The sequence below is a fragment of the Nocardia terpenica genome, assembly GCF_013186535.1.
Lineage (GTDB): Bacteria > Actinomycetota > Actinomycetes > Mycobacteriales > Mycobacteriaceae > Nocardia > Nocardia terpenica.
On sequence record NZ_JABMCZ010000002.1, the window covers coordinates 946336 to 972691 of the forward strand.

25 protein-coding genes and 1 riboswitch are annotated in these 26356 nt (G+C 69.4%); of the genes, 7 read left to right on the plus strand and 18 right to left on the minus strand.

Annotation, left to right across the window (positions count from 1 at the left end; genetic code table 11):
- Window positions 1-7: 7 nt before the first annotated feature.
- From HPY32_RS15795 to HPY32_RS15830, 8 genes are all read right to left on the minus strand, one after another.
- Entirely contained in the window at window positions 8-1087 is a 1080-nt protein-coding gene (locus HPY32_RS15795; protein WP_067580302.1) for an LLM class flavin-dependent oxidoreductase, read from the minus strand.
- Entirely contained in the window at window positions 1088-2893 is a 1806-nt protein-coding gene (locus HPY32_RS15800; protein ID WP_067580300.1) for a dipeptide ABC transporter ATP-binding protein, read from the minus strand.
- Window positions 2890-3768, minus strand: a complete 879-nt coding sequence (locus tag HPY32_RS15805; RefSeq protein WP_082870765.1) for an ABC transporter permease — start codon at window positions 3766-3768, stop codon at window positions 2890-2892. Before HPY32_RS15805 ends, HPY32_RS15800 begins: the two co-directional genes overlap by 4 nt.
- Before the next feature lie 39 nt (window positions 3769-3807).
- A complete protein-coding gene (locus HPY32_RS15810; protein ID WP_171982981.1) occupies window positions 3808-4767 on the minus strand; it encodes an ABC transporter permease in 960 nt (319 codons plus the stop codon).
- 629 nt (window positions 4768-5396) lie between these two features.
- A complete protein-coding gene (locus tag HPY32_RS15815) occupies window positions 5397-6500 on the minus strand; it encodes an LLM class flavin-dependent oxidoreductase (protein ID WP_067580297.1) in 1104 nt (367 codons plus the stop codon).
- On the minus strand, window positions 6497-7015 hold the full coding sequence (locus HPY32_RS15820; RefSeq protein WP_067580295.1) for a GNAT family N-acetyltransferase: 519 nt from the start codon (window positions 7013-7015) through the stop codon (window positions 6497-6499). The genes HPY32_RS15815 and HPY32_RS15820 overlap by 4 nt, the downstream gene beginning before the upstream one ends.
- Window positions 7016-7063: 48 nt before the next feature.
- Window positions 7064-7828: an amino acid ABC transporter ATP-binding protein gene (locus HPY32_RS15825; protein WP_067580293.1), complete on the minus strand. Its 765-nt coding sequence runs from the start codon at window positions 7826-7828 to the stop codon at window positions 7064-7066.
- The gene (locus HPY32_RS15830; protein ID WP_067584991.1) at window positions 7825-8775 is read right to left on the minus strand and encodes an amino acid ABC transporter permease; all 951 of its coding nucleotides are present in this window, start codon (window positions 8773-8775) and stop codon (window positions 7825-7827) included. Before HPY32_RS15830 ends, HPY32_RS15825 begins: the two co-directional genes overlap by 4 nt.
- An 11-nt stretch (window positions 8776-8786) precedes the next feature.
- A riboswitch (SAM riboswitch) is annotated at window positions 8787-8878 on the minus strand.
- A 177-nt stretch (window positions 8879-9055) separates the two neighbouring features.
- On the opposite strand from HPY32_RS15830, the gene HPY32_RS15835 reads away from it, so the two are divergent.
- Entirely contained in the window at window positions 9056-9919 is an 864-nt protein-coding gene (locus HPY32_RS15835) for an SDR family oxidoreductase (RefSeq protein WP_067584988.1), read from the plus strand.
- 126 nt (window positions 9920-10045) lie between these two features.
- A complete protein-coding gene (locus tag HPY32_RS15840) occupies window positions 10046-10687 on the plus strand; it encodes a hypothetical protein (RefSeq protein ID WP_067580291.1) in 642 nt (213 codons plus the stop codon).
- Between the two features lie 9 nt (window positions 10688-10696).
- Here the strand turns inward: HPY32_RS15840 and HPY32_RS15845 are convergent, their stop codons facing one another.
- The 9 genes from HPY32_RS15845 to HPY32_RS15890 all read right to left on the minus strand — a co-directional run bounded on the left by HPY32_RS15845 (window position 10697) and on the right by HPY32_RS15890 (window position 19872).
- On the minus strand, window positions 10697-10852 hold the full coding sequence (locus HPY32_RS15845) for a hypothetical protein (RefSeq protein WP_156674069.1): 156 nt from the start codon (window positions 10850-10852) through the stop codon (window positions 10697-10699).
- Window positions 10839-11357 carry a flavin reductase family protein gene (locus tag HPY32_RS15850; RefSeq protein ID WP_067580290.1) on the minus strand — a complete coding sequence of 173 codons (519 nt, stop codon included), beginning with the start codon at window positions 11355-11357 and terminating at the stop codon, window positions 10839-10841. Before HPY32_RS15850 ends, HPY32_RS15845 begins: the two co-directional genes overlap by 14 nt.
- Window positions 11350-11859, minus strand: a complete 510-nt coding sequence (locus tag HPY32_RS15855; protein WP_067580288.1) for an NADPH-dependent FMN reductase — start codon at window positions 11857-11859, stop codon at window positions 11350-11352. The genes HPY32_RS15850 and HPY32_RS15855 overlap by 8 nt, the downstream gene beginning before the upstream one ends.
- Window positions 11860-11885: 26 nt before the next feature.
- Window positions 11886-13313, minus strand: coding sequence for an acyl-CoA dehydrogenase family protein (locus tag HPY32_RS15865; protein ID WP_082870764.1), 1428 nt, complete (start codon window positions 13311-13313; stop codon window positions 11886-11888).
- Window positions 13313-14431 carry a dimethylsulfone monooxygenase SfnG gene (gene sfnG / locus HPY32_RS15870; protein ID WP_067584986.1) on the minus strand — a complete coding sequence of 373 codons (1119 nt, stop codon included), beginning with the start codon at window positions 14429-14431 and terminating at the stop codon, window positions 13313-13315. The genes HPY32_RS15865 and sfnG overlap by 1 nt, the downstream gene beginning before the upstream one ends.
- Before the next feature lie 151 nt (window positions 14432-14582).
- On the minus strand, window positions 14583-15956 hold the full coding sequence (locus HPY32_RS15875; RefSeq protein WP_067584985.1) for a styrene monooxygenase/indole monooxygenase family protein: 1374 nt from the start codon (window positions 15954-15956) through the stop codon (window positions 14583-14585).
- Between the two features lie 410 nt (window positions 15957-16366).
- On the minus strand, window positions 16367-17782 hold the full coding sequence (locus tag HPY32_RS15880) for an LLM class flavin-dependent oxidoreductase (RefSeq protein WP_067584980.1): 1416 nt from the start codon (window positions 17780-17782) through the stop codon (window positions 16367-16369).
- Window positions 17779-18999 carry an acyl-CoA dehydrogenase family protein gene (locus HPY32_RS15885; protein ID WP_067584983.1) on the minus strand — a complete coding sequence of 407 codons (1221 nt, stop codon included), beginning with the start codon at window positions 18997-18999 and terminating at the stop codon, window positions 17779-17781. Before HPY32_RS15885 ends, HPY32_RS15880 begins: the two co-directional genes overlap by 4 nt.
- A 168-nt stretch (window positions 19000-19167) precedes the next feature.
- A complete protein-coding gene (locus HPY32_RS15890; protein ID WP_067580286.1) occupies window positions 19168-19872 on the minus strand; it encodes a DUF8020 domain-containing protein in 705 nt (234 codons plus the stop codon).
- Window positions 19873-20308: 436 nt separating this feature from the next.
- Here HPY32_RS15890 and HPY32_RS15895 point away from each other — a divergent pair, with 436 nt between their 5' ends.
- From HPY32_RS15895 to HPY32_RS15910, 4 genes are read left to right on the plus strand one after another with little or no spacing between them, the layout of a single operon-like run.
- A complete protein-coding gene (locus HPY32_RS15895) occupies window positions 20309-21124 on the plus strand; it encodes an ABC transporter permease (RefSeq protein ID WP_301546101.1) in 816 nt (271 codons plus the stop codon).
- Window positions 21097-21882 (plus strand): ABC transporter ATP-binding protein, encoded by a 786-nt coding sequence (locus HPY32_RS15900; protein WP_067580284.1) that lies wholly within the window; start codon window positions 21097-21099, stop codon window positions 21880-21882. The genes HPY32_RS15895 and HPY32_RS15900 overlap by 28 nt, the downstream gene beginning before the upstream one ends.
- Window positions 21879-22877, plus strand: a complete 999-nt coding sequence (locus HPY32_RS15905; RefSeq protein ID WP_067580282.1) for an ABC transporter substrate-binding protein — start codon at window positions 21879-21881, stop codon at window positions 22875-22877. The genes HPY32_RS15900 and HPY32_RS15905 overlap by 4 nt, the downstream gene beginning before the upstream one ends.
- Window positions 22878-22891: 14 nt before the next feature.
- Entirely contained in the window at window positions 22892-24037 is a 1146-nt protein-coding gene (locus tag HPY32_RS15910; protein WP_067580280.1) for an LLM class flavin-dependent oxidoreductase, read from the plus strand.
- Between the two features lie 125 nt (window positions 24038-24162).
- Here HPY32_RS15910 and HPY32_RS15915 read toward each other — a convergent pair whose 3' ends face one another.
- A complete protein-coding gene (locus HPY32_RS15915) occupies window positions 24163-24696 on the minus strand; it encodes a hypothetical protein (RefSeq protein WP_231951384.1) in 534 nt (177 codons plus the stop codon).
- Window positions 24697-24867: 171 nt separating this feature from the next.
- Here HPY32_RS15915 and HPY32_RS15920 point away from each other — a divergent pair, with 171 nt between their 5' ends.
- Entirely contained in the window at window positions 24868-26310 is a 1443-nt protein-coding gene (locus tag HPY32_RS15920; RefSeq protein WP_067580276.1) for an MFS transporter, read from the plus strand.
- The last annotated feature ends 46 nt before the right edge of the window (window positions 26311-26356 follow it).

Genomic DNA, 26356 nt, shown 5'->3' on the forward strand with positions numbered 1-26356 from the left:
TGATTCCTCACGCGGGGGTCGCGTAGCGGTTGACGGGGCGCGGCAGGCCGAGCCGGTCGCGCAGGGTGGGGGCCAGGTGGGGCAGTGCGGCGGTGAAGGCCGCCACGGCGAGCGGGCGCAGCACCACGCCGTCACCGGCGCAGTCGGAGCGCACCGCGGCGAGTTGTTCGCGCAGCGACTGCGGAGTTCCGATGTGGCGCAGCGTCTTCGGTGGCGGAGTCGCGGTCCAGGCGTCGAGTTGGGCGAGGTCGTCGGCGGCGGCCTGCGCGGTCGCGGCGAGGTGCACCTCGAGGTCGAGCAGCACCCGCACCAGGCGCGGATCGCGCCCGGCCGCCGCGACCGCGGCCCGGATCTCGCCGCGGACCTGCGCGGCGGTGGTGAGGTCGGGCGCGGACACGCGGATCAGGTCGGCGCGATGCACCGCGACCCGGGTGCTGTGTGGATCGTCGGCGCGGACCGCGACCAGCGGCTGCCCCTGCGGCGGGCGGGGTGTGATGGATGGGCCCTTCACCGAGAAGTGCTCGCCGTGAAAGTCGATGTAGTGCAGCTTGTCCCGGTCGAGGAAGCGTCCGGTCGCCAGGTCCCGGATCTCGGCGTCGTCCTCCCAGCTGTCCCACAGCCGGGTGACGACCTCGATCGCGTCGTCCGCCTCCCGCCACAGCGAGGCATCGTCCTGTTCGTCCTTGCGCCCGAACAGTTTCGCCTGGCTGCGCGACACCGTGACCTCCCAGCCCGCCCGGCCGTGGGTCGCGAAGTCCAGGCTCGCGATGGCCTTGGACACGTGAAACGGCTCGGTATGGGTGACCGGCGCCTGCGGGACGAGCCCGATCCGGCGGGTGGCCGCCGCCGCGCGGGCCGCGATGCCGACGGCCTCCAGCCGCCCCTGCGCGCCCTGCTCCTGCAGCGCGAACGAGTCGGGCAGGAAGACGAGGTCGACGCCCGCGTCCTCCGCGGCGGTGACGGCGTCGAGCCAGTAGGCCGCGCCGAACAGCTCCTCGGCGCGCGAGTCCGCGCGCCGCCAGGAGGCGGGATGTATTCCGGTGCCGGGCAGTTCGACGCCCAGCAGCAGGGTTCGCGGTTGGGTCATTCAGGCCGTCCTTTCGATGGGCGCGGGCCGCGCGGTCAGGGTCCGGGCCGTGCCCGGGATGGCCGACAGCAGTTCGCGGGTGTACTCGTGCCGTGGGGAATCGAAAAGCTCTGCGGTCGGGGCGGTTTCGACGATCCGACCGGCTCGCATGACCGCCACCCGGTCGGCGATGCGGCGCACCACTGCCAGGTCGTGGGTGATGAACAGGTAGGCCGGTCCCAGCTCGGCCCGCAGCCGTTCCAGTAGGTCCAGGATCTGCGCCTGCACCGAGACGTCCAGGGCGGACACCGGTTCGTCGAGCACCACCAGCTCCGGCCGCGGCGCCAGCGCCCGCGCAATGGCGACCCGCTGCCGCTGCCCACCGGACAACTCGCCCGGCCGCCGCTCGCCGTAACCCACCGGCAGCGCCACCTGATCGAGCAACTCGGCAACCCGCTCCCGACGCGCCGCCCGATCCCCGACCCCGAAGGCCCGCAACGGTTCCGCGATAATCTCCCCCACCCGCAGCCTGGGATTCAATGAGGCATAAGGATTCTGATACACAACCTGAATCCGCCGCCGCACCTCCCGCAGCCGAGCCCCGCGCAGCCCACCCAACTCCTGCCCGTCGAAGGTGACGCTGCCCGAGTCGGCCCGCTCCAGCCGAGCCAGAATGCGCGCCGTGGTCGTCTTACCGGACCCGGATTCGCCTACTACACCGAGGGTTTCGCCACGATCGATATGCAGCGAGACACCATCGACAGCAGTCAACGCGGTCCGCCCGCCGACCCGAAACGCCTTACGCAGCCCCTGCGCAGAAACCAGCGGGCGCACACCCTCACTCGGCCCAGCCGCGCCTTCGCCCCCTGCCCCCGGCGCACCCACACCCCCAGGACCCAGCACGCTCGCACCCCTTGATCCCGGCGTGCTCGCATCCCCTGATCCCGGCGTGCTTTTGGCCGGGATCTCGCTGGTGGACTCCGGCTGGAAGCACGCCGGAATGACAGTGGGCGACGGGTGGATTGGAGTATCCAGGCCGGGAGCCGAGGCCAGTAACTGGCGGGTGTAGTCGTGGCGGGGAGTGGTGAGAACCTCTGCGGTAGTGCCAATTTCGACAATTCGGCCGCCGTGCATCACGATGATCCGGTCCGCTCGGTCGGCCGCCACGCCCAGGTCGTGGGTGATGAGTAGGACCGCCGTGCCGGATGCGGCTGTGCGGGTGGCCAAATGGTCGAGGATGTGGCGTTGGACGGTGACGTCCAGGGCGCTGGTCGGCTCGTCGGCGATGATCAGTTGGGGGCCGCAGGCCAGGGCGATGCCGATGAGTGCCCGTTGGCGCTGGCCGCCGGACAGATCCTGGGGGTACTGCCGGGCCCGCAGCTCGGGGCGGTCCAGGCCCGCGGCGGTGAGGATCTCGACGGCTCGGGCCGCGGCGGTCCGGCGGGTGGCGCGGCCGTGGATCCGCAGCGCCTCGGCCACCTGATCGCCGATGCGCAGCACCGGATTCAGCGCGGTGCCCGGGTCCTGCGGCACGAGACCGATACGCGCGCCGCGGATTCGGCGCAGCACCCGCTGCGGGGCGTCGTCGATGCGCTCGCCGTCGAAGACGATCCGGCCGCCGGTGCGCTCCGCGCCGGTGCGCAGCCCGATCACCGCGTGCGCGAGAGTCGATTTGCCGGAACCGGATTCGCCGACCAGCGCGACGGTTTCCCCCCGCGAGATCGTCAGCGACACCCCGTCGACGGCCACCGTCGGCCCACCCGCCCCCGGGTATCGCACCCGCAGCTCCTCGACCCGCAGCAGGGGCTCCGGCAACCGTTCGATCATCGGACACCGTCCCGGGCGAGGGCGCGGCCGAGCCGCTGCGCGGACAGGACCACGGCCACGATCACCAGGCCGGGCAGCGTGGTCATCCACCAGGACGTGGCCAGGTAGTTGCGGCCCTCGGAGATCAGCGAACCCCATTCCGGCGTGGGCGGGACGGCGCCGTAGCCGAGGAAGCTCAGCGACGACACCGCCAGCACGGCCACCCCGAATTCGACCGCGGCCAGCGCGGCCACCGGGGCGTACGCGTTGCGCAGAATGTGCCGCAGCAGCACGGCGGGCCAGCTGACGCCGGAGGCCAAGGCCGCCTCCACATACGGCGCCCGGCGCACCCGCAGCACCTCGGTGCGCATCACCCGCGCGAACCGGGCCACCAGCGCGAAGCCGACCGCGATCGCGACATTGCGGGTGCCGAATCCGAGCACCGTCACCAGCGCCAGCGAGACCAGCAGCTCCGGAATCGACAGCAGCACATCGACAATGCGCATGACGGCGGCGTCGACAATGCCGCCGACCGCACCCGCGACCAGCCCGACGGCCGAGCCGACCACCAATCCGATCGCCACCGCGAATACCGTTGCGGTAAGCGATAATCCGGCAGCGTGCACGACCCGGGTGTACAGGTCCCGGCCGAGATTGTCGGTGCCGAACCAGTGCGCCGCGTTCGGAGCGCGCAGCTTCTGCGCCGGTACGCCCGCCAGCGGGTCACGGCCCGCGAACAGCGTGGGCGCCACGGCCCAGCCGAGTACCAGCACCAGTATCAGGGCCGAGACCGCGACGAAGGCGTTGGCGCGCAATGCTTTGCGCACATCGGCCGGACGCGGAATCGAAATCCGACCCAGCGGCGGGCGCTCGACGACGGGTGAACTCGTCACCATCCACGCTCCTTTCCCGCGCCGCCGGAAATCGCTACGAGCTCACGCACGGGCTCGCCCTCCGATCCGAATACTTTGTGCCACTCGGGGATCGAGCATCGGATGCACCAGATCGACGACGAGATTCACCACCACGAACACCAGTGCCGTGCACACCACGATCCCCTGCACCACCGGAATGTCCTGATTCAGCACGGCGGTTTGGGTCAATCGCCCCAAACCCGCCCGGGAGAACACGGTTTCGACCACCACCGACCCGGCGAGCACGGTCCCGACCCACACCCCGGCCACGGTCAGGGCCGGGGCCAGCGCCGGGCGCAGCACATGCCGCGCCTGCACCCACCAGCGCGAAGCGCCCTTGGCGTAGGCGACCTCCACGAACGGCTGCCGCCAGGTCTGCGCCAGGCTGCTGTACAGCACCTGCGCGATCACCGCGCCCACCGGAATCGCGAGCGTCACCGCGGGCAGCACGACGCCCTTGAATCCGGTCCCGCCGAAGGCCGGTACCAGCCGCAGCCGGAACGAGAACAGTTGCAGCAACAGCAGTCCCACCCAAAATGTCGGCGCGGACGCCCCGATCGGCGGCAGCGCGGTCAAAAGCCCACGCAGCCACCGCCGTTCGGTATAGGCGGCGGCCACCGCGAGCGCCCCGCCGAACACCACCGCCAACGCGAGCGCGAACGACGCCAGCGCCAACGTCGACGGCAACGCCGCCCCGATAGCCTCCGTCACCGACTGCCCGGTACCGATCGACCGCCCGAGATCACCACGCACCGCATGCCCGAGCGCCGTCCAATACTGCTCCCACACCGGCCGATCCAGCCCATACCGCGCCCGCATCTCAGCAATAGCCCCAGGATCGACCGGCGTCCCCGGCATAGCCCCCGCCGCCACCGACACCGGATCCCCAGGCAACAAAAACAACACCGCAAACGACCCACTGAACGCCGCCCACAACACAACCACCGCCTGCCCCACCCGAACCACCACATACCGCCCCATCAAACTCACCACACCCCACCCCCCTTCGCCCCCCACGTACCCACCACGCCCCTCCTCCCACAACCCGACACGCCCACCACACCCCGCACCCCACGACCCGACATCCCCACCACACCCCGCATCCCGAGCCCCGACACGCCCATCACCACCCGCTCCCCCTGATCCAGCATCCTCACCACGGCCCATGCCCCTCGACCCGGCACGCCCACCAAACCTCGCACCCCGCGACCCGACACACCCACCGCACCCGGCGCCCTTCGATCCGATATGCCCACCACACCCCGCACCCCGCGACCCGGCACGCCCATCACGCCTCGCACCCCACGACCCGACACACCCACCGCACCCCGCGCCCTTCGATCCGACATGCCCACCACACCCCACACCCCGCACCCCACGACCCGGCACGCCCACCACGGCCCGCTTCTCCTGATCCGACATCCTCACCACAGCCCCTACCCCTCGACCCGACATGCCCACCACGCCTCGCACTCCTCGATCTGGCACGCCCACCACACCCCGCATCCCGCGACCCGACATCCCCATCACGACTCGCATCCTTTGATCCCGGCATGCTTTTGGCCGGGATCCACACCGCCGCAGTCGATTCAGAGGTGGACGGCAGTGCATCATCGGCCGTCCTCATCCGCCAGGACGGCACTGCCTCCGGCCGCACCGTTCACGAATCGCTGGGCGCCCAGGGCTCGGCTCGGTACCTGTTGGCGCAGTGTTGGGGCTACCTCGGACTGGAACAGTTCCAGGCTTTCTCGGTGTTGTTTGTCGGTGAGGCCGTCGCCGTCTGCGCTCAGGTGGATTACATCGTGGGCGAATCGGGCGTGGTAGCGGGAGAGTTTGTCCAGTACCTGCTGTGGGCTGCCGATCAGGGCGGAGCTGCGTTCTACGAAGTCTTCGATCGAGTGGAATACGGTCGGGACGCCGTGCTTTCGGGCCACCGATTGGCGCGCCTCGAAGATCGGTCGATACGTGCGGACCGCGTCTTGGGCGTCTCGGGTCACATAGAAGCCCGCGGTGCCCGCGCCGACCAGGGCGTCGGCCGGGTCGTGGCCGTGGGCGGCCCAACGCTCTCGATAGTGGTCCACGAGTTCGGCGTAGGGCTCGATCGGATATGTGACGTTGGCCGAGAACAGCGGATCGCCCTGGCGCGCTGCGAATTCCACCGATTCCCTGCTGGTGGCGCTGCCATGCCAGATGCGTAGTCGCGCCTGCAGCGGCCGCGGCAGCGCCTTCGCGTCGGTCAGCGGTGGCCGGAAGCGGCCGCTCCAGGTGACCGACTCGCGCTCCCACAGCAGCCGGAACAGTTCGTAGCCTTCGCGATTGCGCTCCCACTGGTCCTCGGCGGTGACGTGGAACAGCTTTGCCTGGGCCGCGCCGTTGCCCTTGCCGATGATCAGCTCCAGCCGCCCGCCGGACAGGTTGTCCAGCGTCGAATAGTCCTCGAAGGCGCGCACCGGGTCGAGCAGGCTCAGCGTGGTGACCCCGGTGAACAGCGCGATGCGGGAGGTGACCGCGGCAATGTGCGCGAGCACCACCGGCGGCGCGGCGGAGATGAACGGATCCTCGTGCCGCTCACCGACGGCGAAACCGTCGTAGCCGAGTTCCTCGGCCAGCCTGGCGGATTCGACCACGCGTCGCAGGCGCTGCGCCGGTGTCTCGCTCGCCCCGGTGACCGGATCGGGCTGATGGGTGATCAGGGTCAGCAGCAGGAACTTCACGCGACGGACACCCTCTCCGGCAGGTACTTCTCGAACGGATGCAGCCGGTTGCCGTCCTTGAACACATTGCGTTCCAGCGCCGTATATCCCGCGGCGCGGTAGAGCCCGACCGCCTCCGGCTGCCGGGGCCCGGTGGTCAGATAGATGCGCCGGTAGCCGCGACGCCCGATCTCGGCCTCCAACTGCTCCAGGACGAACCGGCCCAGCCCGCGCCGCCGGTGCTCGCGCGCGGTCCAGATCCGTTTCAGCTCCGCGGTTTCGGCGTCGAGTCGGCGAAAGGCGCCGCCCGCCACCGGTTCTCCCGCCTCGACCACCACCAGCAGCGCGCCGTCGGGCGGGGCGAATTCGGCGGCCGGATAGCCCAGCAGTTCCCGGTGCTGTTCCCCGGCCGATCCGCCGTAGCGGGAGCTGTACTCGATGGCCAACTCGGCCAGCAGCGGTGCGGCGAGCGGGTCGTCCTGCGCGACCTGATGTACGGTGCGCGCCGGCGCGAATCCGCGCGGTCGTCCAGTCATTGGAATCCTTTTCCACCGGGAGCGCGACGAATCGACCCCCCGGTCGGCTCAGAGAACGTGGGAGAGGAAGGCCCGGGTGCGCGGGTGCGACGGATCGTCGAGCACCTGTGCGGGCGGACCCTGTTCGACGATGCGGCCCTCGTCCATGAGCACCACCGTGTCGGCCACCTCGCGGGCGAATCCGATCTCGTGCGTGACGATGACCAGCGTGGCTCCCTCGCGGGCGAGCGCGCGGATCACGTCCAGCACCTCGCCCACCAGCTCCGGATCCAGTGCCGAGGTGGGCTCGTCGAACAGCACCACCCCGGGCCGCAGCGCCAACGCCCGCGCGATCGCCACCCGCTGCTGCTGCCCGCCGGACAATCGGCGCGGATACTGATTCGCCTTGTCGGCCAGGCCGACTCGCTCCAGCAGCCGCACCGCCTCGGCCTCGACCTCCGCGCGCGGGCGGCCCTGCGCCGACACCGGCGCCAGCGCAACATTTTCCAGTACCGTCAGGTGCGGGAACAGATGAAAGTTCTGGAATACGAACCCGATTCGGGATCGCTGCCGCAGGATCTCGCGCTCGCTCAGCTCGTGCAGCTTCGCGCCGCGGCGGCGATAGCCGACGAGTTCGCCACCCACCCGCACCGTTCCGGCGTCGACCTTCTCCAGGTGATTGATGGTCCGCAGCAGGGTGGACTTGCCCGATCCGGACGGGCCCAGGATCACCGTCACCTCGCCCGGCCGCACCGCCAGGTCGATGCCGCGCAACACCTCGTGCGATCCGAAATGCTTACGCACCCCGCGTAATTCGACCGCATACTCACTCATCCGCGCTCCCCCGTGATCTCGGCGATCTTGCCCCGCACCCGCTGCAGCGGCGTCGGCGGCAGCTCCCGGGAGCCGCCCTTGGCGAAGTGCCGTTCGATGTAGTACTGGGCGACGGTCAGCACCGAGGTCAGCACGATGTACCAGACCGTCGCCACCATCAGCAGCGGCACCACCCGGCCGTTGCGGCCGAAGATCACCTGCACCTGGTAGAACAGCTCGGCGATGGCCATCACCGACACGATGGAGGTGCCCTTGAACAGGCTGATCACCTCGTTGGCGGCATTGGGCAGGATGCCCCGCATCGCCTGCGGCGCCACGATGGTGAAGAACTGCCGCCGCCACGGCAGCCCCAGCGACTTGGCCGCCTCCAGCTGCCCCGGATCCACCGAGATGATCCCGGCCCGGATGATCTCGGCCGAATACGCCGCCTGATGCAGCGCCAGACCGATGACCGCGGCGGTGAACCCGCTGATCACCCCGTTCACGTCGAAGGTGAGAAAGGCGGGGCCGAACGGGATTCCGAGCGACAGCCGCTTGTACAGGTAGGCGATATTGAACCAGAACAGCAGCTGCACGATCAGCGGAATCGACCGGAAGGCCCACACGTAGGCCCACGAGATCACTTGCAGCACCGGAATTTTCGACAATCGCGCGACGGCGAGCCAGATGCCGAGCAGGAACCCGAACAGCGTGCCCCAGAAGGTCAGCTCCACCGTGATCTTCAGTGCCGACAGCACCGAGGCGGCGGTGAAGTAGCGGGCGAACGTCGGCCAGTCCCAGCCCGGATTGGTGACCAGTCCGTGGACGAACTGGCCCACCAGCACCAGCGCGATCGCCGCGGCGAGCCAGCGCCAGGGGTGCCAGGTTCGGGCGACGGGCAGCGCATCGTCGTCGGCCGCCGACGCCGCGGGGGTATCGGCGGGCTCGACTGCGGCCAGAGTACTCATGGAATTGCGATCCTCCATCGGTCCTGGCGGTAGCACCCGCTCCGGTGGCCGGGGGTTGCTGCGGTCTCGGGGAGCCAGGTCTCTCAACCGCTCTGGATGGGTGTTATCGACGGTAAGGCAGGCTCGACCCGGTGTCTGCACTCACGATCATCGTGAATTCAATTGTTGGCAGCGGGTTTTCCCGCACGGGGAAGCGGGAACGCCGTCCCTGTGTACAACAGTGTTCGCAATACCCTAGTGTGAACAGCGCCGTTTCCCCATGCGGGCCGAGGAGAGCGACATGAAGGATCTGAGCGGCCGGACCTGCCTGATCACCGGTGCGGCCAGCGGCATCGGCCGGGCCACCGCCCGGGCCGCGGCGCGCGCCGGTGCGCGGCTGGTGCTCACCGATATCGCGGCCGACGGGCTGGCCGAGACCGTGACGCTGATTCGCGACGCGGGCGGCGAGGTGCTCGACGCCCCCGCGCTCGACATCACCGACTACGACGCGGTCACCGCGTGGGCGGGCCGGATCCACGCCGAACACGGCAGCGTCGACGTGGTCATGAATATCGCGGGCATCTCCGCCTGGGGCACGGTGGAGAATCTCGAGCATCGGCACTGGCGGTCGATGATCGAGGTCAATCTGATGGGCCCGATCCACATCATCGAGAACTTCGTGCCGCCCATGGTGCGCGCCGGGCGCGGCGGCCACCTGGTCAACGTCTCCTCGGCGGCCGGGCTGCTGGCGCTGCCGTGGCATGCCGCCTACAGCGCCAGCAAGTTCGGCCTGCGCGGGGTCTCGGAGGTGCTGCGCTTCGACCTGGAGCGGCACGGCATCGGGGTGAGCCTGGTGGTGCCGGGCGCGGTGCGCACGCCGCTGATGCGGACCGTGGAGATCGTCGGCATCGATCGCGACGACCCCCGCGCGCAGCGGCTGGCGCGGCGGTTCGAGGGCCACGCGGTGCCGCCGGAGCGGGTCGCCGAGCGCATCCTGGACGGCATCGCGCACAACCGATTTCTGGTGTACACCTCCGCCGACATCCGGCTGGCCTACTGGCTGTCCCGCAAGTTCGCCTGGCCGTACGAGACCGCCATGCGGCTGGCGAACCGGGAATTCGGCAGGCTGCTCACCGGTCCGCGGCGGAGTTCGGTGCCGCGCTGAGGTTTTCGCCCGCGCGGCGCGCCCGTGCGGCATGGCGGTGGATTTTTCGCGGAATTCGTGGCTCAATCCGAGGGGGCCTCTCCTCGGAGGTCCCGTGCCGCCGCGCCGATCTGGGGGCCGCCGCTGATGAGCAGGGAACTGTACCGCTGGGTGCCGACGGGCGAGTCGGACATGGTCGAGTTGCGGGATCTGAGGTCGGGACGGGCCGTGCAGATCGTGCGGCCCGACGACGCCGACCTCCCCGGTGACCTGCTGCTGGAGATCGAGTCGCTGGTGTTCCGCTGGTCGAACCGCACCACCCACGCCGAGGCCGAGGCCGATCTGGCGGTGCGCTGGGAGGCAGTCGACAGCCTGCGCGCGATGAGCTGGTTGTGCGCGCTGTGGGCGGTGGTGTGCGAGACCCGGTTGGGGAAATCGGCCGACGACATCATTCGCGATCTGGACTATCGCGGCGGCTGGCGCACGCTGCGAACCGCGGAGGACGCGCAGCTGTGGGAGGGCCTGACCCAGCGCGTGCGGCTGGGCGCGCTGGCCGCGCTGACCGAGGACCCGCGCGCGGCGCAGGCGTACTACGAGGCGTGCGTCGAATCCACGGACGTGGGTTCCGCACTGCTCCGGCACACCCTCATCCACCTCGACGCGCTCGGCCAGGACATGCGGCGCCACGATATCGACCCGCGCGGGCTGGCGACGGCCGTCGTCACGCACACCATGCCGAACGCGGGACGCCGCCGCCGATTATGCTTCCGGCCCTCACACGTGGCGTGACGGCGCTCGTCACAGCTGCGCGGTGCCCAGCACGGCGGGCAGCCAGCTCGGATTCACCCACGACCAGGGCCCCGGCTCGACCTCGTCCCCGGGGACGACGCTGTGCCTCTCGACCCAGGTGCGTGCCCAGCCCGTGAGCCGGGACAGGGGGTTATCGACCGGCATGCAGCACCTCCTCGACATGCAATCGGCGGAATCGGCTGTCGTGGAACACCAGTGGGTCGATATCGGCCCGGGTGGCCAGCCGATGGATGCGTAGCAGCACCACGTGGTGATCCCCGGCGGGAACCTGGGTCTGCACCGTGCCCTCGATCCACGCGGACGCCCCGTCGACGAAGACCGCGTGCCCCGCGCCGCGATGCAGGCGCAGGCCGCTGAACCGATCGCCGTTGCGTGAGCTCAGCGAGCGGGCCGCGGCCTGCTGGTCGATGCCGAGCAGGCTCAGTCCCAGATGGCTGGCGCGCGCCAGGCGCGGCCAGGTCGAGGAACTGTTCTGCACGCAGAACGACACCAGCGGCGGATCCAGCGAGACGGGCACGAAGGTGCTCACCGCCAAACCGTGTGGCGTGCCGCCGATGTCGGCGCACACCGCGACCACTCCGCTGGGGAAGCAGGCGAAGGCGCGCCGCAGCCCGTCCCCGTCGGCGGGAATCTCGGTGAGCTCAGCCATGATTCACCACCCCCGGGGATAGCGCCCGCACCACCGGACCCCAGCGATCGGCGTAGCGATCGATGACGCCGTCCTCGGCGAAGGTCCGATCCGACAGGTACAGCCCGGGAGCGGGAGTGGTGGCGCCCAGTTCCACCAGAACCGGCTTCAGCAGCAGGTCCGGGGCCAGCGCGTGGGCGGGGCCCGCGCCGAGCATCACCGGCACCGCGACCACGCCCGCCAGCCCGGTGCCGCCCTCGAACTGCTCCAGAAACAGCTTCAGCAGTCCCGTATAGGTGGCCTTGAAGGTCGGGCTGGCGAACACCACCAGCTCCGAATCGGCCACGGCCCGCACCGCTTTCGCTACGTCCGGGTCGCCCCAGGCGAGCAGCGCGGCACCGAGGTCGACCAGATCGATCGCCGTCGGCTCGACCTCCGGTCGCAGCCCGCGCGCGACCAGCGTGGCCGCCGCGAGCGTGCGCGAGGCGGGCTTGGGATTGCCCACCACCACCGTCACCGTCATCGTCGTATCCCCTACTCTCTCGACAATCAGATGACCCCGTGCAACGGCGGCGCGGCACCGTGCAGAATCGCGCGGCCCAGATGCTGGTATTTCCATCGCACCGGGTCGTGCAGGGTGTGCGTGCGCGCATTGCGCCAGAAGTGATCGAGATTCAGATCCGCTGCGGCACTACGTGTTCCACTCACCTCGAACAGCGCGCCGGAGACCTCGGTGGCGGCCCGATCGGCGACAATCTTGGCCGTGGCGACCGCCAGCGACGCCCGAGCCACCGGATCGTCCGCACCTTCGCCCCCGGCGGAGACGTGCTCCTCCCCGAGTTGCCCACGTATTGCGCCACCGGGCCGCGCACCGGTTCCATTGCGGAATTGCCAGTCGGGCCTACTGCTGGACCCGCCGCCGGTCGTCCCGAAAGCGAGACCCGCAGCCGTCGACGCGGTCCCGGCAGTCGCCGCATCGTTCGACGCGGTTCCGGCGGTCGCCGCATCCTTCGAAGGCCCAGCAGTCGCCGCATCCACGGCGAGACCCGCGGCAGCCAGCGTGGCCTCGGCCGTCGTCACCAGCACCGAGAGTTCACCGAATCGCTGGACTACCAGTGGGTCGTCCGCGGCGCGTTCGACTCCGGCCTCGAACCACGGACGGCTGCGGGTGCGGACGAAATCGGCTGCGGCGCCGAGGGCTCCGCGGGCGATGCCGGTGTCGATGGCGGCGTGCAGGAGTTGGGCGTAGGAGCCGTAGGCGGTGGGGGCGCGGACCGCGCTCGAGCGTTCGACGAGTTGGCCGGAATCGACGAGGACGCCGTCGAAGTGGACGGTTCCGCTGCCGGTCGTGCGCTGGCCCAACCCGTTCCAGTCGTCGACTATCCGCACCCCGGGCGATTCCGCGGGCAGGTACGCGACGTATTCGCCCGGCGCGAGCCCGCTGTAACCGTCCGGATCGTCGAGCCGAACCAGCACGGCGAGCAGATCCGCGAACAGCGAACCCGTGCAATAGAACTTGTCCCCGTCGATGCGGAATCGGCCGCCGTCGACGGGCCGCAGCGTGGTCCGCACCTCGGCGACCGTCGCGCTGGTGCGCTCGGACTGCGCATTGGCGATGCGCGCACCGTCGAGCACCTGCGCGAACCAGCGCCGCCGCTGCGCCTCGGATCCGGCCAGCCGCAACAGATTCAGATACACGAAGTGGCTGTGCGGAATCTGCGCGATATTCGGGTCGGCGACCGCGAGAATCCTTACCACCTCGGCCAATTCGCTGGCGGGCAGATCCGCGCCGCCGTAGAACGCGGGCACTGTGACGCCCAGCAGGCCGCTGGCCGCCAACTGCTCTATCTCCCGATGTGGCAACTGCCGCAACCGATCTCGTTCCGCCGCGCCCACCGCGAACTCGGCCGCCAGCTCGGCGGCGACCCGGCGCGCCCGCTCGGCGGAGGTAATGCGTTCCGCCGTGACCGCGGTCATCAGCCAGCCACCGCGGCGACCGGGCGGCGCTGCGCCTCCAGCTCCCGGACCAGCGGCAGCACCTTCTGCCCGAAGTACTCGATCTCCTCCTGAAAGTGCAGGAAACCGGCCAGGATCAGATCCACGCCGAGATCGCGGTAGGCCACGATGCGCTCGGCGATCTGCTCCGGGGTGCCGATCAGCTGGGTCCGGAAGCCGTCGTTGTACTGCACCAGATCCTCGAAGGTGGAGTCGGCCCACATCCCCTTGCGATCGCCGGTGGACGCGCCCGCCTGCTGCACGGCGTCCCGGAAGCCTTCCACCGCAGGGCGATTCGCCTTCTCGACGATCTCGCGCAGGGTGTCGCGCGCCTCCTTCTCGGTGTCGCGGGCGATGATGAATCCGTTGAGCCCGAACTTCACCTCGCGGCCGTGCTCGCGGGCCACCGCGCGCACATCGTTCAGCTGCTCGGTGACGCCGTCGAAATCCTTGCCGTTGGAGAAGTACCAGTCGGCATAGCGGCCGCCGTTGCGGCGGGCGGCGGTGGAGTTACCGCCCTGGAACAGTTCGGGATTCGGCCGTTCCGCGGTGTTGAGCGGCTTGGGCTTCAGCGTGAAATCCCGGATTCGGTAGAAGTCTCCGGCGAAGTTCACCTCGTCCTCGGTCCAGATCTTCCGGATCACGTCGAGGAATTCCGCGCTGCGCCGGTAGCGTTCGTCGTGTTCGAGCCACGGCTCGCCGAGCGCCTTGAATTCCGCGGCGAACCACCCGGATACGACATTGATCGCGAATCGGCCGCCCGAGAGGTGGTCGGCGGTGGCGCCGAACTTGGCCAGCACCGCCGGATGCCACAGGCCCGGATGCACGGCCGCGATCACCTTCAGCCGCTCGGTGGCGCCGAGCAGGGCCAGGCTGAACGAGGTGGATTCGTGCTGATACTCCGCGCCGTAGGAGGCGGTATAGCGCACCTGCGACAGTGCGTAGTCGAAGCCGTTGTTCTCCGCCGTGCGGGCCAACCGCTTGTTGTACTCGAAATCCCAGCCGGTGCGCTGTTCGATATCACTGGTGACCAGCCCGCCGCTGACATTGGGCACCCAGTAGACGAAACGGGTCTGCTCGGCGACTCTTTCCGTGCTCATGGTCATTGCTCCCGGTGGTATCCGACTCGTCGTTGCTCCCCGCCCTATCCGGTTCGAACGCCGGGCGCGGCAACCAGGCACCCGGCGCACCATTCACTTCAGCACCGCGGTCGAGTCGACACGAGGTTTTGAATCGCCGCGATCGCATCGGCTACGCCCGCGCGACCGCCGCGCCATACTGCGACCGTTCGAAGCGGCCCGCGGGCTGGAACCGGCCCAGCAGCTCGGCGGCGTCCACGCCGGTGACCCGGGTGATGAAAGCCGCTGCCGCTGCGGCCGATTCGATCTCCAGGAACGGCTGCGGCCGGTGCAGCAGGCCGACCAGCGCCGAGGCGAAGCGGGGATCGACGGCGGCCGCGGCGAAGAACTGCTCGGCGATGGCGCCCAGCTCGGGATCGCTGAGGAACAGCCGGGTGACCTTGGACGCCGCATCGGACCGGGCCGCGAGGAATTCCGTGTACTGCCGCTGGATCCACGCGGCGTCGAACGGACCCTCGTGCGCGGCGGCGGCCGCGACGATCCGCTGCGCCTGGATCAGCCCGCTCTGCGCGCCCTGCCCGGCGATCGGGTCGTAGGCCACGGCGGTGTCGCCCAGCGCGGCCACCGGGTGCCCGCTCGCCGTCGTGCCGACACCGGCCCGCACCACCGGTCGCACCGCGCCCTTCAGCCACGACCTCGGATCCTCCGGAATGGTCTGGGTGGCAAGCACTTCCGGCAGATCCCAGTCGATGTAGTCGCGGTACAGGTCCTGCACGATCCGGTGCGCGGATTCGGCGGAATCGGCCGCGGCGAAACGCTTCTCCCAGTCGCTGCCCGGTCGCGCCCAGCCCAGGAACGCCCACGTCGGCCCGGCGTCCTTGTGCAGGTACGGCCCCCACCAGCCCTCGCCCTGCTCGGCGAGGATGGAGAAGCCGCTGTGCGCGCCCCCGGCGGGGCTGCGGTGCGCGAAGACATCGGGGGTGTGGCCGAGCCCGGCGACCGTAACGGTGAGCACGCTGCGCTGCGGGGCGTCGTAGACGGTGCGCTCGGCGTCGATCGGGAACAGGTCCGACAGGCCGCCGCGGCCGGTGGCGACCAGGGTCAGATCGTGCGATCCGGCGATGCCGTCCAGCTTTTCGGGCGTGACCGCGGCCACGACGAAGCGGCCGCCGCGCTCGTGGAACGCGGTCAGCCGCTCGTCGGCCTTGAGCCGGGTGTCGACGGCGAGTCCGGTGTATCCGTCGAAATCGCCGTCGAAGGCGATCAATTCGGCATTCTCCGGCCCGGCGATGCGCACGCTGAGCCCGCTGTGGGTGGGCGCGCGATCGAGATAGGTGTCCAGGCCCAGCGCGGTCTCGGCCGCCTGCGCCTCACCGAAGATCAGCGCCGTGCCCGTGGCCGGTACCTCGTCGCGCAGACTCCGCTGATCCCGCTCGCTGTAGAGGGTGACCTCGAAGCCCGCATCCAGCAGCCCGAGGGCGGCGGTCACACCGGTCTGCCCGGCCCCGATCACGGCGGCGGTCCGAGTTGAATTCTGTGTTGTCATAAGGGAATACTGCTGCTCGGGGCGTGCCAGGCCGAGTGTTTTCATCACCGAGAATCGATAGCCTCCTATTCCCGGCACGGATCAGCCTCTGGCCCCGGCGCGATCACTCTCCTGTTCCCGGCACGATCACCCTCCTGTTCCCGGCACGATCACCCTCCTGTTCCCGGCACGATCACCCTCCTGTTCCCGGCACGATTACTCTCCCGTTCCCGGCGCGATTACTCTCCCGTTCCCGGCGCGATTACTCTCCCGTTCCCGGCGCGATTACTCTCCTGTTCCCGGCGCGATTACTCTCCCGTTCCCGGCGCGATTACTCTTCCGTTCCCGGCACGATCACTCTCCTGTTCCCGGCATGCTTTTGGCCGGGAACCACCGCACCGAGCGAGATTCCGGCCAAAAGCACGCCGGAATCATGAAGCGTAGGCGGCGTCATGGCGTGGCAGGGCCGTCGAATCCGGACCACCCAGCCGGTATCGCGCGCCGCGGTGATTGTCCGGAAGCCGGTCGCCCGCACCGAACAAGGCGTTGCGCAGCGTTCCCGGAACATATTCCGACGGATACGCACCGCGCTCGGTCAGCACCGGAATCACATGCCGCACAATATCTTCGAAACTCCCGGGCGTAATGGCGTACGCGAGATTGAAACCGTCCAGGTCGGTTTCGTCCACCCACTCCTGGAGCCGATCCGCGATCGTCTCCCCCGAACCCACGAAAACCGGTCCCATGCCGCCGATTCCGGCCCAGCGGGCGATATCGCGCACCGTCCATTCCCGGCCGTCGTCGTCGAACTCCTGGAATGCCGCCACGGCCGACTGGATCGCATTGCTGTGCACCTGCCCGATGGGATCGTCCAGGTCGTACCCGGACAGGTCGATACCCATCCAGCCGGACATGAACACCAGCCCGCCCTCGACGCTGGCGTAGGACAGGTACTCCTCGTGCTTGCGCCGCGCCGCCTCGTCGGTGGCGTCGGTGACAATGGTCGACAGGGCGTAGATGCGGGCGGAGTAGCGGTCGCGACCGGCCGCCTCCAGGGCATCGCGGATGCGCGACACGGTCTGGGCCAGTACCCGTTTCGACGGCCCGGCGACGAAGATGGCCTCCGCGTTCTCCGCGGCGAAACGGGTGCCGCGCGGCGACGCGCCCGCCTGATAGATCACCGGGGTGCGCTGCGGCGACGGCTCGGACAGGTGGATGCCGGGCACGGTGAAATGCTCGCCCCGGTGCCCGATGTGATGCACCTTCGCGGGGTCCACGTAGATGCCCCGGGCCGCATCGCGAACCACCGCGTCGTCCTCCCAGGAGCCCTCCCACAGCTTGTACAGCACCTCCAGGTACTCGTCGGCCTGGTTGTAGCGCTCGTCGTGGTCGAGCTGATCGTCCGCGCCGAAATTGCGTGCGGCCGAGGGCAGATAGCCGGTCACCACGTTCCAGCCGATGCGGCCGCCGGTGAGGTGATCCAGCGTCGACAGCCGCCGGGCGAACGGATACGGATGCTCGAATCCGGTGCCGGTGGTGATGCCGAACCCCAGATGCGTGGTCGCCGCGGCCATCGCGGACACCAGCAGCAGTGGATCGGCCACCGGGATCTGCGCGCCCTGCCGCAGCGCGGCGATGTCGTTGCCGCCGTACACGTCGTAGGTGCCGAGCACGTCGGCGATGAAGATGCCGTCGAATCGCCCGCGCTCCAACAGCTTCGCCAGCTCGGTCCAGTAGCTCAGCTCCTTGTACCGGTGCGACTGATCGTCGGGGTGACGCCACAGCCCGGGCGACTGGTGGGCCACGCAGTTCATATCGAAGGCATTGAATCGGATGCGCCGGGTCATCGCGCCGCCTCCTTCGCCGGACGTTCCCCCGCGCTCCACGCGAACGGGAGCTCGGTGTCATTGAGCAGGAAATCGCCTATGGCGCGGGCCTTCTGGATCGCCGGGTTGTGCACCGAGACGGTGCGGGCATTGCGCCAGTGCCGGTCCAGCCGCAGCCGCTCCGATACCACCGATGCGCCGCCCACCTCGAAAAGCTGTGTGGTGGCGGCGAGTACGACGTCGATGACGGACAGCTGCGCCTGCGCCGCCGCGAGTTCGACCGTGCGCAAGGCTTTCTCGTCGGTCGCACCCGTGTCGAGCACCTCGTCCAGCAGCTCGGCGACCGCCAGGACCGTCGCCCGCGCGGTGAACGCGGCCGCGGACAACCGGCCGATCACCTGCTGCACCAGGGGATCCTCGCGAGGCAGCTCCGCAGCGGCGTGGGTGTAGCTGCGGGTCCGCGCGGCCACCCAGTCGCGGGCGTCCTGCTCGGCGCGGCGCGCGATCCCGGCCAGCACCGACAGCTGCACCAGTTGCAGATACGAGGTGGCGTAGGTGGGACCGCCGACCCCGTAGCCCGGCCCGAGAATACGATCCTCGGGAACCGCCACCCCCGTGAATTCCGTTGTGCCACTGGCCGTCAGGCGCTGCCCGAACCCATCCCAGTCGTCGTGCTGGCGCACCCCCTCGGCCCGCGCGTCGACCAGCACCGATACCCGCTCCCCGTCCCGATCGGCGGCGGTGAGGATGTAGTCGGCGTACAGCGAGCCCGTGCTGTAGTACTTGACCCCGTCCAGCAGCCAGCGCTCGCCGTCGCGGGTCAGACGGGTCCGGTAGCGGTCGACCGCGCCCACCCCCGGCTCGGTAATGGCATTGCCGACCAGCGCCCCGTCCGCCACCGCGCGCAACCAGTGCTCGCGCGCCGGGCCGGGCGCGGCCAGCAACTGGTCCTCCACGAAGGAGAAGTGCACCCGCAGCGCCTGCGGCAGATTCGATTCGGCCGCCGCCAGATCAATGAGCAGCGCGAACAACTGGCGCACACTCGCGCCGAACCCGCCGTACTCGACGGGCACCCGCAACGCCCCGAACCGGGCCTCCCGCAACCACCCGACCTCCTCGTAGGGCAGGCGGCGATCGATCTCCCTATCGACCGCCCCCACGGCGATCCGATCGAAGACGGGTGCGAAAACAGCATGCAAATCCTGGCCCGATCCGGACCGAGCAGCAGTGGAGGTCATACCCGACGATTGCGCGACCACGGGTTTTGCTCACGGGTTAGGCGCATCGGGATCGAAACACCACCCGGCTCGCCCCACGGGTGCACCGTATGATCCCGCCGGTGCACCTTATGTGCTGGGGACAACAGGCCGGGATCGTGGGGCCTATCGGCCGGAGATCGGCCCGTACTACTTCGCCGGGGTGAACGGCGCGTTGATGGTGGTGAAGTACTGCACCGCAGCGGCGATGGCCACCGGAGCCGTCACCAGCAACTGGCCCGCCAAAGTGCCCAACGCACCCACGGCGATGATCCCGCCCAAGCAGCCGATCACAGCCGCCGGAACGAACGCACCGAACAGACCGACGATCGCTGCGGCGGCCACCGTGGCACCGGCAATTCCACCCAGGACGCAACCCACCGCACCGCCGCTCAGTCCGCCGATCAGGGTGCCGATGGTGGCGCCGGTGGCGATGGTGTCCTTCATCCGGTTCCAGGCGGCTTGTTCGCGGTCGTAGGGGGTCTTCCACGGCGCGGTGTCCTGGTAGGGCAGATCCACCGGCTTGTAGACCGCGTGCGCCAGATCGAACTGCGGGGTCAGCGTCGCGGTGCGACCGGCGATATCGGCCGCGATCGGGAACTCGAAATCATCCACACGGAACTTCAGATCGGTACCCGCGAGGGTCGCCCCATCGGCCGCCTTGATCTTGAAGACACCGTTCTCGACATCCAACGACCCGGCATCGGTCTGGATGATCGTCGACTTGTCGGTCGTCGTGGCCTTGTAGTTGACGGCACCGGCATCGTCGGCCGGGGCCGCGTTCACAGTTCCGGCCGTAATGCCGAGAGCCGCGCTCACCAGCGCGGCGACCACGGCGAGTTTCCTCATCTTCACGAGCTGTTCCTCATCTTCAGGGCCGCGGCGGCTACCACGGCGCAGGCGCAATCCTGCGACACGAGTGAGGAAAATGAAACCCCCGAAAGGAGATTCATCGCAGCGAATCTTTCATCTGAAATCTTTCATAACGCGAGGCCCGTCCCCCGCCCGGCACTGCGCTCCCGGGCGGGGTCGGCGTCCCCGGCGGCACTCCGCCGACCTCCTCATTTACCGATCGGTCGTGAACACCCACTTGGCCAGGGTGAACAGTGCATTAATTGTTGTGAAAGCCCAACTAGCGGCTAGCTTCTGGCAAATTCCATGGTCCGTGCAGGGTTGCAACCACGCAGATTTCAACCAGTGACCCGCGCGGCGTCGAAGAGCACCATCGACCCCGGGCTGCCGACCGCTCGGCACCGCCGACACAGCCGCCACCATTGCACGAGGTTTTGCGTTGTCTTCACTTGCCCTGCGGTCGACTCCCGCTCGACTCCCGCGTCGGTCGAACCCGCAGTGGTCCCGGCTGACCCGGCTGATCAGTCCGGTGCTGATCGTCGTCATATGGCAAATTGCCAGCAGCACAGGGGTGTTGCCGTCGCGGCTGCTGGCCGCGCCCACCACCGTGGTCGGCACGGCGCTCGATCTGATCCGGGACGGCACGCTGCCGCACGCGATCTCGATCTCGCTGCAGCGGGCCGCGATCGGCTTCGTCATCGGCGCGCTGCTCGGCGTCGGCCTGGCCCTGCTCGCGGGGCTCAGCCTGTTCGGCGAGCAGCTCATCGACCCGCCGGTGCAGATGCTGCGCACCCTGCCGTTCTACGGCCTGATCCCGCTGCTGATCCTGTGGTTCGGCATCGGCGAGCTGCCCAAGATCGTGCTGGTCGCGTTCGGCGTGGCAGTTCCGCTGTACCTCAACACCTTCGCCGGTATCCGCGGGGTGGACCCCAAGCTGGCCGAGCTCGCCCGGGTGCAGCGGCTGTCGCGGTGGGGGCTGATCCGGCACATCGTGCTGCCCGGCGCGCTGCCGCAGGCGCTGGTCGGACTGCGGCAGTCGCTCGGCGTGGCCTGGCTCGCGCTCATCGTCGCCGAACAGGTGAATGCCGATGCGGGCCTGGGCTTTCTGATCAACGACGCCCGCGAATTCCTGCGCACCGACGTGATCGTCGTCGGTCTGCTCGTGTACAGCCTGCTCGGGCTGATCACCGATGCCGCTGTGCGGCTGATCGAAAGGAGGGCCCTGGCATGGCGACGCGGCTTCTTGGGGAACTGACCGACGCCGATGTCGTTCCCGCCGACCGCATTCCGGCCGCGGAGGCGGCGGTCGCACGAATCGCGGGGCTGTCCAAGGCGTTCGGCGAGCGCACCGTGCTCGACGGGATCGACCTCGATATCGCCCGCGGCGAATTCGTCGCCCTGCTGGGCCGCAGCGGCACCGGAAAGTCCACCCTGCTGCGCGTGCTGGCCGGGCTGGACGGCGACCACCGCGGCGAGGTGACCGTCACCGGCGAGGTGGCCGTCGCCTTCCAGGAGCCGCGGCTGGTGCCGTGGAAACGCGTGCACGCCAATGTGACTCTGGGCCTGCAGGTTCCCGATCCGGTCCGGGCCGCGGGCGAGGCACTCGCCGAGGTCGGGCTCGCCGACCGCGCCGACGCCTGGCCGCTGACGCTGTCCGGCGGCGAGGCGCAGCGGGCCTCGCTGGCCCGGGCACTGGTTCGCGACCCTGACCTGCTGCTGCTCGACGAGCCGTTCAGCGCCCTGGACGCCCTGACCCGCATCACGATTCACACCCTGGTGCTGGAGCTGTGGGCCCGGCACCGGCCCGGCGTGCTGCTGGTGACCCACGACGTGGACGAGGCGCTGCTGCTCGCCGATCGCGCGCTGGTGCTGGCCGACGGCGGCCTGGCCCGCGAGATCCGCGTCGACCTGCCGCGCCCGCGCCGCCGCGACCACCCGCGCTTCACCGCCCTGCGCGCGGAACTACTCGCCGAACTCGGCGTGGCCACCACCGATTCCGAAGGAACCGCATGATCTCCCGCCGCCTGTTCGCCGCCCTCGCCCTCACCGCCGTGGTCGCGACCGCGTGCGGCACCGGCGACGGCCCGGACACCGCGGTGCGCGCCGACGGCACGGTCGACCTGTCCCGGGTGACCCTGCACATCGGCGACCAGAAGGGCACCGGCCTGCAGGCCCTGCTCGATGCCGCCGGTGAGCTGAAATCCATTCCGTACAAGATCGAATGGTCGCAGTACAACTCGGGGCCGCCGATGCTGGAGGCGATCAACGCGGGCGCAGTCGACTTCGGCGGCGTCGGCAACTCGCCGCCGGTGTTCGCGGCCGCGGCTAAGTCGGCGATCAAGATCGTCAGCAGCTATCGGGCGGGCACCGAGGGGCAAGCCGTTCTGGTGCCGAAGGATTCGCCGCTGCGCACAGCAACTGACCTGCGCGGCAAGAAGATCGCGGTCACCAAGGGCAGTTCCGCTCACCACCAACTGCTTTCGGTGCTGACCAAGAACGGCTTGTCGTTCACCGACATTCAGCCGCAGTACCTGCAACCCGCCGACGCCCTGGCGGCGCTGACCACCGGCCGCGTCGACGCCTGGGCCATCTGGGATCCCTACACCGCGCAGGGCCAGCAGCAGTCCGGCGCGCGAATCCTGGTGGACGGCACCGGCTATGTGAACGGTGACTCGTTCTACGTGGCGAGCGCCAAGGCCCTCGGCAGCAAGTCCCGCACGGCCGCGATCCGCGATCTGGCCGCCCGCATCCAGCGGGCGCACACCTGGGTGAACGGCCACCTCGACGACTGGGCCACCACCTACGCGCAGACCTCCGGGCTTCCGCGGGAGGTCACCGAGGTGGCCGTGAAACGCAGCCGCTACCAGGATCATCCGCTCGACCCGGCGACCGTCGCCGGGGAGCAGCAGGTGGCCGATCTGTTCGCGGCGGCGGGCCTGATCCCCAACAAGGTGACGATCTCCGACTACGTCGACACCCGCTTCAACGACCTCTTCCCCACGCCCTGAAGGGAGTAGCTCGAATGAGCCTGTCTTTCCACTGGTTTCTGCCCACCTATGGTGACTCCCGCAATCTGATCGCGGGCGGTCACGGCACGTCGATGGCGGGCGACCGCCCGGCGTCGCTGCGCTATCTCAACCAGATCGCCGGTGCCGCGGAGGAAAACGGCTTCGAGGCGGTGCTCACCCCGACCGGCGCGTGGTGCGAGGACGCCTGGCTCACCACCGCCATGCTGGTGGAGACCACCGAGACGCTGAAGTTCCTGGTGGCCTTCCGGCCCGGGCTGGTCAGCCCCACGCTGGCCGCCCAGATGGCGGGCACCTTCCAGCGGCATTCGGGCGGGCGGCTGCTGCTCAATGTGGTCACCGGCGGTGAGCCGCACGAGCAGCGCGCCTACGGCGACTTCCTGAGCAAGGACGAACGCTACGAGCGCACCGGCGAATTCCTGCACGTGGTGCGGGAGCTGTGGCAGTCGCGGGAGCCGATCTCGTTCGCGGGCAAGCACATCCGGGTGGACGACGCGCTGCTGAACAATCATCCCGATCCCCTCCTCCCGGTGTTCTTCGGCGGCTCGTCCGAGGCCGCCGGGCCGGTCGCCGCCCGCTACGCCGACACCTATCTGACCTGGGGCGAGCCACTGTTCGCGGTGAGCAAGAAGCTGGAGTGGATCCGCCGCCTCGCCGTCGACCAGGGCCGCATCCTCAGCTACGGCCTGCGCATCCACGTCATCTCCCGCGACACCTCCGAGCAGGCCTGGGCCGAGGCCGACCGCCTGCTGGAGGCCATCGATCCCGCGGATATCGAACGCGTGCAGGCGAATCTGGCCCGCAGCGAATCCGAGGGCCAGCGGCGCATGCTCGAACTACACGGCGGCAACACGGACCGCCTGGAGATCGCCCCGAACCTGTGGGCCGGAGTGGGCCTGGTCCGCGGCGGCGCGGGCACCGCCCTGGTCGGCTCGCACGAGGAGGTCGCCGAGCGCCTCATCGAATACTCGCGCCTCGGTATCACGCACTTCATCCTCTCGGGCTATCCCCATGTGGAGGAGGCGTACTGGTTCGGCGAGGGTGTCCTTCCGATCCTGGAACGCCGGGGGGTGTGGAAGCATCCGTCGCGACGCGAAATCCGCCCTGCGGGTACGCCATTCGCGGCGGCTGCGACCAGCTGACCTGACGTCATCCAGATCCTCCTGGTGATTCCGGCGTGCTTTTGGCCGGAATCGGGTGAGAAGATCCCGGCCAAAAACACGCCGGGATCATGAAATTGGGGCTAGCCCGGATCATGAAATTGGGGCTATTCGGCCGGGACGTTCTGCATATCGACTTCGGCACTCCGCTGCACCAGCGCTGGATACCTGGCGGTGAAAATCGCTGCCGCGGCGAAGAATCCGAACTTGCAGACCAGCAGTGCGGCGGCATTGCTCGGGAACCAGTGCTGGAGGGCGGTCAATGTCGCCGCATCGAGGGTGAAGCACACCGCCCAGGCGGCCGTGATCGTCACGTTCACGCGACGGAAACGCGCTGTCCCCGCGACGAATTCACTCACGCTGCGACGTGCGATGCCTACCGTGAAGGGCCGCCCTATCGCGAGACCCAGCCAGGCCGCGACCGCGAGCCAGCCGAGGGGCAGCGCCGTACCGTAGTGCAGCAGCGCGAGATTCGGCACGAACCAGGACAGCACCGTCAGCACGGCCATGTAGGCGGCGCTGGAGATGTCGAGAAGCATTGCATCCCAGGCTGTTCCGGCACGGCGGTCGTCGACCAGCAGCACCAGGGCCGCCGCCAGGCCCGCGGTCGCCCCGGCGCGGTAATCGAATCCGCCGACCACCGCCAGCACGATCCACGGCGGCTGGTCCTGGACTACGGCAAGCGCTTCCTCGCCACCCGCAAGTAGTGGCTGGAGGAAACCGCCGAGCAGATCGCGCCGTCGTCCACGTCACAATCCCGGACCGACAAGAACCCTTGAGCTAAACCGGCCTTGAGGTCTTACGGTCGTCCCATGAATTCGGAACTCGAGGCGGGCACAGGGTCCTGGGGCGAGCTGTTCGGACGCGGCCGATTGGGCGCGTCGATCGTTCTCAGCGGCGGCGTCGTGCTCTACGCCATCAATGTGTATGTGACGGCCAGCCTGCTGCCCACGGCGGTGCGCGATATCGGCGGGGAGCGGTTCTTCGCCTGGAACGCCACCGCCTTCCTGATCGCCTCGGTGATCGCGTCGATGCTGGTCAGCAAGGCCCTGGCCGCGCGGGGACCGGTCGGCGCGTATCTGATCGCGTTCGGGATCTTCATTGCCGGAACGCTCGTGTGCGCGGTGAGCCCGGTGATGGGTGTGCTGCTGGTCGGCCGCGCGATCCAGGGTTTCGGCGGCGGCCTGCTGTCCGGCCTCGGCTTCGCGGTCATCCGGTCGGCCTATCCCGCGCACCTGTGGACGAAGGCATCGGGCATGACGTCCGGAGTGTGGGGACTGGGCGCGTTCATCGGCCCGGCGCTGGGCGGCGCGATCGCGCAGCTCGGCCCGTGGCGGCTGGCCTTCGTCGCCCTGGCGATCGTGACCGTGCCGATCGCGGCCATCGTGCCGCGCGCGCTGCCACGCGGGGAGGGCGCCGACGCGGGAGCGCGGGTGCCGACCGTCTCGCTGGTTCTGCTGACCGCCGCCGCATCGCTGATCAGCATGGTCGGCGTGCTGCCGCACGGGATTTGGACCGTGGTGGCCGCCGTGCTCGCGGTGGGTGCGGTCGTGGGCTTCCTCGGTTACGAGCGCCGCTCCGGCGGCCGGGTGCTGCCCGCGATCACCTTCCTGCCCGGCTCGCCGCTGAAGTGGTTGTACCCCACCATCTTCTTCGTCGCGATCGGCATCAATGTCGAGATCTTCGTGCCCATGATCGGCCAGCGGCTCGCCGGTCTGGAGCCGCTCGCCGCCGGATTCGTCGGCGCCGCAATGTCATTGGGCTGGACCGTGGGCCAGATGGGCAGCGCCAGCGTCGGCCGCGCCCGCGTCATCGCCGCCCTGCCGATCCTCGGCCCCGCCGTCGTGGCCGCCGGTCTGATACTCACCGCACTGTTCCTGCGCACCGGCGCATCGGGTGCGACCATCGCGATCTGGGTGGTGACGCTGTTCATCGCGGGCACCGGCATCGGCGCCGCCTTCCCCCACCTGAGCGTCGCCGTCTTCGGCTCCACCGCCGACCCCACCCAGGGCCAGCGTGCGGCCGCCGCGATCGGCACCGTCCAACTCATCGCCAACGCCTTCGGCTCCGCCTATGCGGGCGTCCTCATGAACCTCGGCGAGCCGTCGACCCTCGACTCGGGCCGATACCTGTTGGTGGGCATGGGAATCGCCGCGGCCCTGGGCGTGGTGACCGCCTCCATGGCCAGGCGGCGAAGCAGGGCCACGGAGCGCGAAGTCGGCTATGAAGCGGTGCAATCGGTTTCGGTCGCCTAGCACTGCGGGCGATCGTCACGGCCCGACGATCGCCCCGCAGTCGCGT

Excerpts from the sequence above, each read along its gene's own strand:
- sfnG (WP_067584986.1), bottom strand. The coding sequence starts at position 14,431 with ATGAGCACGGAAAGAGTCGCCGAGCAGACCCGTTTCGTCTACTGGGTG.
- HPY32_RS15920 (WP_067580276.1), top strand. The coding sequence starts at position 24,868 with ATGAATTCGGAACTCGAGGCGGGCACAGGGTCCTGGGGCGAGCTGTTC.
- HPY32_RS15835 (WP_067584988.1), top strand. The coding sequence starts at position 9,056 with ATGAAGGATCTGAGCGGCCGGACCTGCCTGATCACCGGTGCGGCCAGC.
- HPY32_RS15840 (WP_067580291.1), top strand. The coding sequence starts at position 10,046 with ATGAGCAGGGAACTGTACCGCTGGGTGCCGACGGGCGAGTCGGACATG.
- HPY32_RS15805 (WP_082870765.1), bottom strand. The coding sequence starts at position 3,768 with ATGGTGACGAGTTCACCCGTCGTCGAGCGCCCGCCGCTGGGTCGGATT.
- HPY32_RS15800 (WP_067580300.1), bottom strand. The coding sequence starts at position 2,893 with ATGATCGAACGGTTGCCGGAGCCCCTGCTGCGGGTCGAGGAGCTGCGG.
- HPY32_RS15845 (WP_156674069.1), bottom strand. The coding sequence starts at position 10,852 with ATGCCGGTCGATAACCCCCTGTCCCGGCTCACGGGCTGGGCACGCACC.
- HPY32_RS15905 (WP_067580282.1), top strand. The coding sequence starts at position 21,879 with ATGATCTCCCGCCGCCTGTTCGCCGCCCTCGCCCTCACCGCCGTGGTC.
- HPY32_RS15795 (WP_067580302.1), bottom strand. The coding sequence starts at position 1,087 with ATGACCCAACCGCGAACCCTGCTGCTGGGCGTCGAACTGCCCGGCACC.
- HPY32_RS15880 (WP_067584980.1), bottom strand. The coding sequence starts at position 17,782 with ATGACCCGGCGCATCCGATTCAATGCCTTCGATATGAACTGCGTGGCC.
- HPY32_RS15810 (WP_171982981.1), bottom strand. The coding sequence starts at position 4,767 with ATGGGGCGGTATGTGGTGGTTCGGGTGGGGCAGGCGGTGGTTGTGTTG.
- HPY32_RS15830 (WP_067584991.1), bottom strand. The coding sequence starts at position 8,775 with ATGAGTACTCTGGCCGCAGTCGAGCCCGCCGATACCCCCGCGGCGTCG.
- HPY32_RS15850 (WP_067580290.1), bottom strand. The coding sequence starts at position 11,357 with ATGGCTGAGCTCACCGAGATTCCCGCCGACGGGGACGGGCTGCGGCGC.
- HPY32_RS15885 (WP_067584983.1), bottom strand. The coding sequence starts at position 18,999 with ATGACCTCCACTGCTGCTCGGTCCGGATCGGGCCAGGATTTGCATGCT.
- HPY32_RS15820 (WP_067580295.1), bottom strand. The coding sequence starts at position 7,015 with ATGACTGGACGACCGCGCGGATTCGCGCCGGCGCGCACCGTACATCAG.
- HPY32_RS15855 (WP_067580288.1), bottom strand. The coding sequence starts at position 11,859 with ATGACGGTGACGGTGGTGGTGGGCAATCCCAAGCCCGCCTCGCGCACG.
- HPY32_RS15910 (WP_067580280.1), top strand. The coding sequence starts at position 22,892 with ATGAGCCTGTCTTTCCACTGGTTTCTGCCCACCTATGGTGACTCCCGC.
- HPY32_RS15900 (WP_067580284.1), top strand. The coding sequence starts at position 21,097 with ATGGCGACGCGGCTTCTTGGGGAACTGACCGACGCCGATGTCGTTCCC.
- HPY32_RS15825 (WP_067580293.1), bottom strand. The coding sequence starts at position 7,828 with ATGAGTGAGTATGCGGTCGAATTACGCGGGGTGCGTAAGCATTTCGGA.
- HPY32_RS15875 (WP_067584985.1), bottom strand. The coding sequence starts at position 15,956 with ATGACAACACAGAATTCAACTCGGACCGCCGCCGTGATCGGGGCCGGG.
- HPY32_RS15865 (WP_082870764.1), bottom strand. The coding sequence starts at position 13,313 with ATGACCGCGGTCACGGCGGAACGCATTACCTCCGCCGAGCGGGCGCGC.